Here is an 11,617-nt window from a genome sequence, read left to right on the forward strand (position 1 = left end):
TTTTTCAAAACTGCCTAATACAACTTACTTCAAGAGAATCATTTTCTTATAAGCCTTAAAATCACCTGCTTCAATTCCATAGAAATAAACACCAGAAGCTAAGTTTGCTGCATTAAAGTCAACTGTATAAACACCTGCATTCATGAACTTATTATCAATCAATGTAACTACTCTTTGCCCGAGTATATTATAAACTGTTAGTTTTACATTTGCAGGTTTAGCAATTGAGAATTTTATTGTTGTAGTTGGGTTAAATGGATTTGGATAATTTTGTTCAAGAGCATAACCATTTGGAATTTGATCAAGATTTTTAACCGATGAGATCACAGTTACTTTTATAAATTGAATTAAATCAACACTTACATTTTGACCTGCTAATGTAATTGAATGATTTCCTTGAGATAACTGGAATCTATCTGTTAGATAAGATAATCCAGTTGAATCATCTTTGCTTTCAAGAGTAGCAGTCAAAACAGTATTGCCATCTGCTTTAATAGTTAAATTCTGTGGTCCACTGTAATTTTGATACAAAATATTCAATGAATAAGAACCATCTGCAGGTGCATTTACATTAAATGTAATTGAACCATTTGTATTAAGTGCAACAGATTTAAACCAGCTTGGTACCCAAACAGCACCTTCAACCTGTGGTTGAACCAAATCATATGCTGTAACATCAGCACCAGTTAATTCTTTTATTATCTGACCATTTTTAATAATTCTAATACCAGCAAAGTTCTGCCATCCCCACGATTTTTCAATTTTAATTGTGTTTGTTCCCTGCTTAAATGTTAAAGCACCAGCTTCAAGAATATCTGCTTGTTTAACAACTACCCATTGCCAGCTATTAACATCAATTCCAGTTGCTGGTCCAGATGCTGGATCAAAAATCAATTCGCCCCAGCCATGTGCTGCATCATGAATCTCAACACCATTAACATAAGTATGTTGACCTCTCTGTGAATTACCACGCATATGCTGTAAAATACCTAAATCATATTCACCACCTTCTGGTAAATCGAATGTCCATTCAATATAACCACCAGCATCCATTACAAAATAAACAAAGCCAGATACTGATTTAATCTGAGCATCGCCGCCTAAAGTTGTTTTTTCTGCTTCATGTTCAGAAACTATATCATATTTATAAATAGGTCCAGCCATATTTCTTAACTGTTCTACATATTGTTCTTTATTTTGTTCAAATATTGCTTTTTTCTCCGGGAACCAATTTAAATCACCAAGTGGTAATCCATCTGTTCCAGCTGTTAAAAGAAATGCGGGTTGTGTATAAGAGAAGTTTTCTGGTAAGGGCCAGCTTGGGCATGTAGCACAAACAGTACCATCTGGATTTGTTGGTAATTTCCAGAAATATGTTGGAATTTCACTTGCACCAGCTCTTAATCCTGTAATATTCTCTATCATTTTAGGAATTATTTCAGATGGATAAGTTGGGAAATTTGGTCTCTGGTCTAACCAGAATGTATCCTTAACTACCATATTTTCATATTTGCTTAAAAAGTCTTCTTTAAGAACTGGTCCAACAAATGGTTGTTTTCTAATAGAATCACCATAAAATGTAATAAATTGTGGATCTAACCATGCAGCTGTATTAGTAAATAAAATTCTCCTACTTTTTTCAGGTCCATATTTGGTTGGCAATGCACCGAAGCTAAAGATTCCAGATGTTGTAGCTCTTGGATCTCTGTTTGGACTGTCTAATTCAGTTTGATTATGTGCTTCACCATGCCAGAATGGATTAATAATTAAATTATTTGCAAAATATGCTTCGTATAACCATGGTGTTGTATTAATACCACGACCATTAAAAACAATTGTATTATGATTAAATCTCAAATACTTTGCTGCTCCACTTTCAATTTGAAGTGATGTAAATCCAATATTAAAGAAAGTATTATTTTCAATTATTACTGTATCTGCATCATTCCATATTGAGATTCCTCTACCAGTCCAGATTTGTGTTGGAGGGGATTCTAACAAATTTCTATAAACACAATTTGTTATAATAATGTCATTATTTTTACCAGTCCATGCAACAAGTGCAAAATTAGTTCTTTCAAAAATGCAACCGTCAAAAACGAAACGGCTATCACTTGCATCAATTTGAATTGGTTGATAAGCTGTTTGAACACCAGCATCATCACAACCAATAAAATAAATATTCTTAAATGTTATGCTACCACCCCCAGTAATTAAACGACCGGTAACTGACCCATCCGGTCTTGATACTCTTTGAATTACTGCCGGGAATTTATCTGGATTTGTGGGATCGGGTTTTTCGCCAACAATTCTTAAATGCCAACCATCATTTTTAATTTCTTCTGTAACCCAATAAATTCCACCTGCACGTAATTTATAAACTCTTCCGGCAGGACGATTGACATCTTCGTTAATAGCTTTTGTTAAAGCATCTACTACAAAATTACCCTGGCTGTCGAGATATTCTACGACAAGAGTATCGCCCTGTTGTGCACTGACTTTTTTAGCCGGTGAAAAAAATAATACTAATGTTAAAGAAACAAGTAGCAACTTTAAAAATTGCTTCATACTGAATCCTCCTATTTAGTTTTAAAGAGATTTTTTAAGTTGAGAAAACAATTTCTCATCTAAAAATTGTACCTTAAGCCAACATCCATTGTAAATCCATAGTATTCTGTATATGCTGCGTTAGTTTCATCATTACCTCTGTAACTTCTATCTGCTCTTTTATTGAGATTATTCAGGTTAACAAATAATTGCAAACCCCATCTCAATTTTTGTTGCAGTGTTAAATCCCAGCGATAATAAGTTCCTGTAGATTGATCGAGACCAGGGTAATTAGCCAGGTATGTTAATTTATCCGTTTGATATAAGAATGATAATCTTGCCGAAAAATCTTTATAATCATAGCCAAGTGTAAAATTGAAAATATGTGCAGGTTGATAAGGCATTCTACCAGTTCGAATTGTATCACTTACAACATATTTAATTGTAACTCTGGGTGGTTTTCCTTCAACAACTCGATTAACAACAAATCTCTGTTTATCAACTTCAGAGAAAATTCTTGTATAGTTAGCATTAAATATCAGTCCCTTAAATATAGAAGGTAAATACCAGAAATGTGTTTGCCATTCTACTTCGAAACCACGATAATATGCAGGGTAAGGATTATTCAAATAAGTATCCATATATGGTGTTGCAACTACTCTACCATCTTTATCTCTCAACCAGGAAGTTGGAATATTTAAGCCTTCAGGTATAGCAACCCCAGGTTGTAACTGATAACCGGATTGAAAAATTAAATTATCAATTTTTTTATAAAATCCTGAAAGTGTAAAGAATCCTATATAATTCTGATATACTTGAATCGACGCATCATAATTAGTAGATTTTGCAGGTTTCAATGCAGCATTATTAGCTCTGATATATCCATTATATCTATCGATTGTAGTTATAGGTGCATATTGTATATAATCCGGTCTTGTTAAGGTTTCTGTTCTTGCAAGACGTATCTTCATCCAGCTAAGTGGATTAACTATTAAATGTACCATTGGTAACCAGAACTTATTTTCTCGTGTATTTTCTAAGTCCTGGAAATCAACTGGTGGAAGCTGTACTCCAGCCTGTTCAGCTTCTTTAAATCTTTGTCCATGATATTTTGAATAGTCTTTTTCAAAACGTACGCCTGGTATCAAAGTAATTAAATTTTTATAACTAATTTCTGTCATAATATAAGCTGCTTGATAGCGTTCAATTCCATCATAATCATAACCAATTGAACCCATTGAATAATAAAGCCAATTACCGGGTGTTTCTTTAGAAGTCTCCTGTAATGCTTCCAAAAATTGTCTGAGTAATCTTTCATTTACCATAAAGCCTAAATCATATTCACCATTGAGGAAATGAGGAGGTTTTTCGTTGGTAAGAAATCTGGAAATTGGGAATACAGCATTAGAACGAGCAAGTGCAGAATCCTGTAACCAATTCCAGTCATTTGGATACTTAGCACTCAAATATCTAAGCACAGGGTCTACAACACTATTTAATCCTACTCCACCATATTGAATATTATCCCTACCATATTGTTCCTGATCATTATTTTTGTCGAGCCATCTGAATTTTCCACCTAATTTTACATAACCATTAATATTCTTTCCTAAATTAAAAGGAACTTTTATATTGAGTTGATATGATGTTTCATTTTCTTTTAGTTTTATACTATACTTATGAGCATTCTTAAATCCTGTTTTTAAAGTATCAATAATTTGTAAAGATGGGATTAAATGAGGATCCATTCCGGGTTCAACTTTGGCAGTTTGAAATGCTCCATTTTCTTGAACAAAACCAAAAACAAGATCCCCCGGATTATCAGTTAAAGAAGATGACCTTGATAAAGACATATCAAAATTCATAAAACCATAATCCTGTTGAAAACCAATTGCTCCTGTGAATAAAGAAGTATTCCCTTCTCGTAATTCAAGATTATAGTAATGACTATTATGTTCTATAGCCATATCATTAATTCTAAAAAGTGCTTTCGTGTGTAGTCTATTATAAAATGAATTAGCAGTAAGTTTACCATATGGTAATTTATAATCAAGCAAAATGCTGGCTCCAGTTCTTCCTCTTTTAACATTTTCATTTCTCAAAGTTATTTCATTAGGTTTTACAATAATATTTTCTCCCGAGCCAGTTTGATTATAACTACCAGAAAATTTATCTGCACTTCTATCGTAATTATCAAGGTTAAAATTCAACATTATACCAAGTTTACTATTTAGAAACCTATTGCTTACACTCCCATTAAAATTATAATTACCATAATAATTTTGAAGTTGATTATATCCACCCTGTGCAGTAACATTTATTTTTAAACCTTCAGGAGCTTCTTTCAATCTTAAATCTACAGTACCACCCAATGCATCAGCATCCATATCAGGTGTATTTGCTTTTTTAAGAACTATACCATCAAGCATATTTGAAGAAATTAGTGATAAATCAACACTTCTATCGTAACTGCTGGTTGAAGGTAGACGTACTCCATTAACAGTTATTGTATTATATTTTGGTTCTAAACCTCTTATAGAAATTTTTGTAGCTTCTCCACCATATCTCTCTATTGAAACACCGGGTAATCTTCCTATTGATTCAGCTGCATTTACATCCGGTAATTCTTTTATACGATCTTTTGAAACTACATTTGCAATTGTATTAGCAGATAATTGTTGATTAATTGCAGATAGCTGACCTTCTGCCTGTGCAGTAATAATTATAGTTTCTCCAGTAATAGTTTTTGCTTCAAGATAAAAATTCTGTTCTAAAGTTCTATTGGGAACAACTGTCACTTCTGTTGATACAGTAGTATATCCAATATAGGAAACAGTCAAAGTATAAGTGCCTGCTGGAATTCCTCTAATAACATATTTGCCATCAATATCTGTAGCTGCCCCCAAACTCGTATTTTTAATTAAAACATTTGCTCCAATTAAAGGCTCTCCTGTATCTTTCTCAAATACTCTACCTCTAATTGTTCCTGTCCCCTGAGCAAATAATGAGTTTGTAATTATCAGTAAGCATATAATAAAAGTTAATTTTTTTAGAAATGTGTAAATTTTTATCATGCTGCTCCTCCCGATAGTTTCTATTATGATATGTAACAAACTAAAGAAATGTCATACAATATTAAACACCTAATTAAATACCTTACAAACTATTGGTAAAATAAGAATCAAATTTGCTTTTTACTTTATTTTATTCTTCTTTGCCCATGCAAATAATAAAGAACATTAATAAACGAAACCCTTCATTCAGGGTTACTTAAAACACTTTTTACACATAAATTATGCCACTTAAAGGGATTAAAAAAGTTGTAAAAAAGAGATGGTTTTAAGATTTGTTGTTTATTATTTTAATAAAAAATTATGTTTATAATAAAATGTTTATAGGAATTAAAAGTTAAAAGATTGATATAATAAAAGGCAGGTGTGAAATCTGGTGCTTCCTGGGGGACTCGAACCCCCGACCAATAGATTAAGAGTCTACTGCTCTACCAACTGAGCTAAGGAAGCGTCGCAAAAATAATCAATTTTTTTTCTTCAACAAAGTTCACTTTTAATTAACATTTTTTTATATAATTGATAATAATTTCATTTTATTTATATGAAAGCACTAAAGTTATTTTTCATTATTCTATTTATCCTTTGTAGCTGTAACAAAGAAGAACAGAACAATAATAAAATTATCTTTAAAGATGATATTGGGAATACCATAACTTTAAATAAATCGCCTAAGAGAATTATAACCTTAGCTCCCAATCTTACAGAAATTATCTTTGACCTTAAACTCGATAAATATCTTGTGGGAAATACCCTTTATTGCAACTTCCCCGAACAGGCTAATAAAATTGAAAAAGTTGGAGATATGATTAATTTTGATTTTGAAAAAATTATTTCACTAAAACCCGATTTGATTTTCATTACTGTTGAAGGCAATACAAAAGAAGCATACAATAAATTCAATGAGTTGGGCTTAAAAGTATTTGTATCAAATCCGAGAAATATTTCTGGAATAAAAAAAACTTATTTAGATATTGCAAAAATTCTTGGAGCTGAAACACTGGCTAAAATTAATATTTCATTAAGAGATTCTCTTATAGCTAAAATTTCAAGAGCTGCTAAAAATTATGAAAGAAAAAGTGTAATGTATCTTGTAGAATTACAACCTTTAATGTTAGCAGGAAAAAATACTTTCATTAATGAATATTTAGAAATTTGTGGTCTTGAAAACATTGCAAAAGATGTTAATATAAATTATCCCATTTTTAATAGAGAAGAGATTCTAAAACGAAATCCAGATATAATTATTATTCCAGATGATGGCATTATTACAAAACAAAAAATTTTAGAGCTTTATCCCGAATGGAAAAATTTGAAGGCTATAAATAATAACAAAGTTATTTTTGTTAACAGGGATTTATTTTCAAGACCTGGTCCAAGATATGCAGATGCAGTTAAAGAATTGTTTATTACTCTTCATCCTCAAGAAAAAGATCTTCGTTAGATTCTGCAATGAAAAGCATAGCACATTTATCACCTTTAAATTTACCTGTGTTCTTACAATTTTTATGACGTTCTTTTATTTTATTAAGATCAACTTCGCCTGGTTCAACACCAAAAAAAGTAAGTGCTTCGCCACATTCTGCACAAAAGATTACATTATTTTTTATTGATTCTTCTTTATCGGTTTTATAATGTTTTTTCTTCATATTCATAATCCTTTAACTCCCAGTCCAGACCTTCACATGGAAGTTCTTTTAATGTTGGATGTTTATCATACTTCATACAAATTATTGCTGATTTATCAAAATATCTACATGATGAACACAAAGTATTATTAATAAGTTCTTCATTTTCTTCTTGAAACAATCTATATTGAATTGTTGCTGGATAAATTATCACTCCATAAATTGAAAGAATAACCAACCACCACCAGTACTTATATTCAATCAATCCATATAATAACCATAGAACTGGAATTAACAATGCTGTACGAATTATTCCCCAAAATATTATCGCACCCATTTCAACCTTTCATAGCCTTATAAAATAGACTAACATAAAATATAATTTACTTTGCGAAGTATCAAACCAGAAAAATCCATTATTGGTTTACAAAAATGATATTTTAATTCAATAGACTTTTATGACCTGAAAACTTTGTTAATAATAAGTCATTTCTTAATATTATACTTTTATTGATTTTAGAATTAACAAAATTTAACTTATCATTGTAATTAATACTTTTATTTTCTAAACAAAATGGAAAATCATTTGAAAGAAAATCAGAAATCGGATTCTCAAAATTCACATTCACAAACTGGTAAAAAACAAAGAAGATTTTTTTATAGGAAAAAAGTAAAACCAATTCAAGCATATCAAGAGTTTAGAGAAGTACAGAATTTTAGCTTTAAAAAAGTATCAATTGTTATTCCCCTTTACAACGAAGAAGAATCCATTAAACCTTTGTATAATGATCTAAAGAAGTCATTGAAAAATATATCTTGCGAACACGAAATTATTTTTGTAGATGATGGAAGTACAGATAAATCATTAAACATAATTAAAGAATTAGCACGTTATGATAATCGTGTTCACTATCTTAGTTTCAGAACAAATTATGGAAAATCTGCTGCTTTACAAATGGGATTCAAACATTGTACTGGAGATGTAATAATTACTATGGATGCCGATCTTCAGGATGACCCCGAAGAAATACCAAATCTTTTAAGAAAACTTGAAGAAGGTTACGATCTTGTATCTGGCTGGAAAAAGAAAAGATACGATCCTTTCATTAAAAAATACTCATCCAGATTTTTTAATTTTGTTACTCGTTTCCTTTCAAAAGTAAAAATTCATGATTTTAATTGTGGATTGAAAGCTTATCGTAGAGCTGTAGTTCAGAGCATAAATGTGTATGGTGAACTTCATCGTTATATTCCTGTACTTGCAGGCTGGAAAGGTTTTACAGTATCAGAAATTGTAGTAAAACATCATCCCCGTAGATATGGAAAAACAAAGTTTGGCATTTCACGTTTCTTCAAAGGATTTTTAGATTTAATTACTGTAATTTTTACAATTCGTTTTATCAAAAGACCAATGCATTTATTTGGAATTGCTGGATTGCTATTTACAATTCTTGGAACTTTCATTAGTCTCTGGTTAACTTATGAAAAATTATTTTTTGGAAGAGGAATAAATAATCGACCTATTTTCTTTCTTGGAATTTTATTAATTATAGTTGGCATCCAATTCTTTGCAATTGGACTTCTGGGAGAATTATTTGTTCATAATTTTCAAAGCGATAAAGAATATGTAATAAAAGAAAAAAAATAACCAAAATTTTTCTGCACTATCAGAGTGATAGAGAATACTTAACAAAATAAACTATGCATTGAAAAAAACATTAATTCCTTTGACATCACCAATTTTATACCTTTCAAATATTCTAATTAAAAATTCTTATTTTTCACAAAAAGAAAAAGGAATATTTACATGAAATATCATCTTGTTACTGGAGCCTGTGGATTTGTAGGAAGAAACACTGTAAAACAATTACTAAAAAGAACTAATGATATTATTCTTATGGTTGATGATTTATCCGTTGGTACACATCCATCTACATGGCTGGAAGATTCTACAAGAAAAAATTTTAAAGACATTGAAATATTCGGAAAGGATGAAAGATTATTCTTCTGGAAAACCGATATACGTAAATTTTTAAATAAGCTTCAAGAAAATTCAAACTGGTTAAAAAGTGAATATGGCTTGAACATAGAAAGATTTGCAGATGTCTTTCACTTTGCAGCTATAGTTGGTGGCCGAGCAAAAATTGAAGGTGATCCAATGGCTGTGGCTCTTGATTTATCTATAGATGCTGAATTCTTTAACTGGATTGCTAAAGCTAAACCTGAAAGAGTTTTATATCCAAGTTCTTCTGCTGCTTATCCAATTAATTTGCAAACAGAAAATAATGCAATTGCACTTAAAGAATCTGATATTAATATTGATGGATACACTCTTGGAAAACCTGATATGACTTATGGATGGACAAAACTAACCGGTGAATATCTTGCAAAAATTGCTGCACAACATTATGGAATTTCAATTGTATGCATAAGACCATTTTCTGGTTATGGAGAAGATCAGGATTTGAGTTATCCAGTTCCTGCAATTGCTGCAAGAGCAGCAAGAAAAGAGAATCCTTTTGAAGTATGGGGGACTGGTAAACAGGGAAGAGACTTTGTTCATATAGATGATGTTATGGATTGTATGTTTTTAGCAATGGATAAAATTCATGATGGCTCTGCAATTAACATTGGTTCAGGTAAACTGACTACATTCATAGATTTAATAAAATTATTTGCAAGTTTTGCAGGTTACAATCCAACCATTAAACCTTTAGTAGATAAACCGATGGGAGTTCATTCAAGATATTCTGATATGAGTTATGTAAAAGAAAAATTAGGCTGGCAACCAAAAATTTCGCTCGAAGAAGGAATGCGAAGAGTTTATGACGTTGCAGTTGAAAGATTAAAAAAATTAAGTGACTGAAAATTCTAATATTTTCTTGATAAACTAAAAAAATAAGTAATTCTTGTTATATATTATTGAAATCTTTTAAAAACATTATCGAATTCCAGATTCAAACACATAAATTGTAATACAAGTAAGAAATAATATTATCAAACAAAAAAGATTATGAAAAAAGTTATAATATTTGGACCCGGTCCACAGTTTAAGGGAGGTATAGCTAACTACACTTCTTCGCTTGCAAAAGCACTTTCTAAACTTGGTGCCGAAGTTCATATAGTTTCCTGGACTCAACAATATCCATCGATTATACCAAGAGATTTTATTGATCATTCAAGTCAAAAAAATTTTCTGGAAGGGACTCCAGTTAAAGTCCATTATATAACAAATTATAATAATCCAGTTTCATGGGAAAAAACAATAAAAGTTATAAAAGAACTCAAACCCGATATTGTTGTATTTCAATGGGCTATTTCTGTTCAAGGATTACCAATGGGCTATATTGCAAAAAGATTAAAAAAAGACAACAATTGTGAAATAATTTTTGATTTACATGTAGTAGCACAAAAAGAAAGAAGTATAATAGATAATTTATTTCTAAGATATGCACTTTCTAAACCACACACATTTATAGTTCATTCCTTAAAAACATTTGAAGAACTAAAAGAAATTTTCCCAAAACAAAAATTTATACTTTGTGATCAGGTGCCGAGAGAAGATTTTAAAAAATTAATTAACTCCAAATTAAAACAGGTTATTAAACTTTATCACCCCGTTTATGATATGTTCACACCGAATATGAATGTAGACAGAGAAAAAATTCGAAAGGAACTTAAATTAAGAAAATATGTTTTCCTGTTTTTTGGATTCATAAGAAAGTATAAAGGACTTCATAATGTTATACGTGCGTTTGCAAAACTTGCTCAGGAGCGAGATGATGTTTCATTATTAATTGTTGGAGAATCTTTCTGGCATACTCTCGACGATAAAAAGTTATCAACAAAAATTAAAAAGTCTGTCTTTGGATTTTTAAAAAAATTGTTAACAAAAGAAACTGAAGACGAAAGTAATTATCGCCCACTTGATTTAATTGATGAACTTGGAATTAGAGATAAAGTTGTTGTTGTAAATAAATATGTTCCTAATGAAGAAGTTCATAAATATTTTCAGGTTGCAGATTGTAATGTTTTGTTTTATGAAGTTGCTACTCCATCAGGCGTAGAATCTCTTGCTTATAATTTTAAATTACCAACAATTGCAACTGCCGTTGGACATTTCCCTGAAACAATCAAACATGGATATAATGGTTATTTAGCAAAACCTAATGACATCGATTCGATGTATCAAACAATGAAAGATTTTCTTAATAATCCAATTCCACGTGGCAGAATTGAAGAACAGGCAAAAAAATTAAGCTGGGAAAACTATGCCAAAGCAATTTTGAATGAACAAAATATATAATCATTAAACTGCTAAGAAACTGTTAGAAATTTCAAATATATTACCTCTGTGAACTTTGCAGTTCCATA

Annotated in this window: 8 protein-coding genes and 1 tRNA gene; 4 read left to right on the forward strand and 5 right to left on the reverse strand. The window is 30.7% G+C overall.

All coding sequences use genetic code 11. From position 1 onward, the window contains the following. Window positions 1-24 precede the first annotated feature (24 nt). The 3 genes from VJY38_RS12165 to VJY38_RS12175 form a co-directional block, all read right to left on the reverse strand. Window positions 25-2,568, reverse strand: a complete 2,544-nt coding sequence (locus VJY38_RS12165) for a T9SS type A sorting domain-containing protein (RefSeq protein ID WP_353680992.1) — start codon at window positions 2,566-2,568, stop codon at window positions 25-27. A gap of 59 nt (window positions 2,569-2,627) precedes the next feature. Then, window positions 2,628-5,621: a TonB-dependent receptor gene (locus tag VJY38_RS12170; RefSeq protein ID WP_353680993.1), complete on the reverse strand. Its 2,994-nt coding sequence runs from the start codon at window positions 5,619-5,621 to the stop codon at window positions 2,628-2,630. A gap of 371 nt (window positions 5,622-5,992) precedes the next feature. Further along, window positions 5,993-6,068 (reverse strand) — tRNA-Lys (locus VJY38_RS12175). 91 nt (window positions 6,069-6,159) lie between these two features. Here VJY38_RS12175 and VJY38_RS12180 point away from each other — a divergent pair. Beyond that, window positions 6,160-7,059, forward strand: coding sequence for an ABC transporter substrate-binding protein (locus VJY38_RS12180; protein ID WP_353680994.1), 900 nt, complete (start codon window positions 6,160-6,162; stop codon window positions 7,057-7,059). Here the strand turns inward: VJY38_RS12180 and VJY38_RS12185 are convergent. Together VJY38_RS12185 and VJY38_RS12190 are read right to left on the reverse strand one after the other, a co-directional pair. After that, window positions 7,025-7,264, reverse strand: coding sequence for a hypothetical protein (locus VJY38_RS12185; RefSeq protein WP_353680995.1), 240 nt, complete (start codon window positions 7,262-7,264; stop codon window positions 7,025-7,027). The genes VJY38_RS12180 and VJY38_RS12185 overlap by 35 nt on opposite strands. Further along, window positions 7,245-7,580 (reverse strand): hypothetical protein, encoded by a 336-nt coding sequence (locus VJY38_RS12190; protein WP_353680996.1) that lies wholly within the window; start codon window positions 7,578-7,580, stop codon window positions 7,245-7,247. Before VJY38_RS12190 ends, VJY38_RS12185 begins: the two co-directional genes overlap by 20 nt. A 249-nt stretch (window positions 7,581-7,829) precedes the next feature. Here VJY38_RS12190 and VJY38_RS12195 point away from each other — a divergent pair, with 249 nt between their 5' ends. The 3 genes from VJY38_RS12195 (at window position 7,830) to VJY38_RS12205 (ending at window position 11,549) form a co-directional block, all read left to right on the forward strand. After that, the gene (locus tag VJY38_RS12195) at window positions 7,830-8,891 is read left to right on the forward strand and encodes a glycosyltransferase family 2 protein (RefSeq protein ID WP_353680997.1); all 1,062 of its coding nucleotides are present in this window, start codon (window positions 7,830-7,832) and stop codon (window positions 8,889-8,891) included. A gap of 159 nt (window positions 8,892-9,050) precedes the next feature. Continuing rightward, window positions 9,051-10,109 (forward strand): NAD-dependent epimerase/dehydratase family protein, encoded by a 1,059-nt coding sequence (locus VJY38_RS12200; RefSeq protein WP_353680998.1) that lies wholly within the window; start codon window positions 9,051-9,053, stop codon window positions 10,107-10,109. Window positions 10,110-10,256: 147 nt separating this feature from the next. Then, the gene (locus VJY38_RS12205; protein WP_353680999.1) at window positions 10,257-11,549 is read left to right on the forward strand and encodes a glycosyltransferase; all 1,293 of its coding nucleotides are present in this window, start codon (window positions 10,257-10,259) and stop codon (window positions 11,547-11,549) included. The last annotated feature ends 68 nt before the right edge of the window (window positions 11,550-11,617 follow it).

The organism is Rosettibacter firmus (assembly GCF_036860695.1).
GTDB classification, from domain to species: Bacteria; Bacteroidota; Ignavibacteria; order Ignavibacteriales; family Melioribacteraceae; genus Rosettibacter; species Rosettibacter firmus.

Bases quoted from the DNA above. Each gene is read 5' to 3' on its own strand.
- VJY38_RS12170 (WP_353680993.1), bottom strand. From the start codon at position 5,621: ATGATAAAAATTTACACATTTCTAAAAAAATTAACTTTTATTATATGC.
- VJY38_RS12190 (WP_353680996.1), bottom strand. From the start codon at position 7,580: ATGGGTGCGATAATATTTTGGGGAATAATTCGTACAGCATTGTTAATT.
- VJY38_RS12200 (WP_353680998.1), top strand. From the start codon at position 9,051: ATGAAATATCATCTTGTTACTGGAGCCTGTGGATTTGTAGGAAGAAAC.
- VJY38_RS12165 (WP_353680992.1), bottom strand. From the start codon at position 2,568: ATGAAGCAATTTTTAAAGTTGCTACTTGTTTCTTTAACATTAGTATTA.
- VJY38_RS12185 (WP_353680995.1), bottom strand. From the start codon at position 7,264: ATGAAGAAAAAACATTATAAAACCGATAAAGAAGAATCAATAAAAAAT.
- VJY38_RS12205 (WP_353680999.1), top strand. From the start codon at position 10,257: ATGAAAAAAGTTATAATATTTGGACCCGGTCCACAGTTTAAGGGAGGT.
- VJY38_RS12180 (WP_353680994.1), top strand. From the start codon at position 6,160: ATGAAAGCACTAAAGTTATTTTTCATTATTCTATTTATCCTTTGTAGC.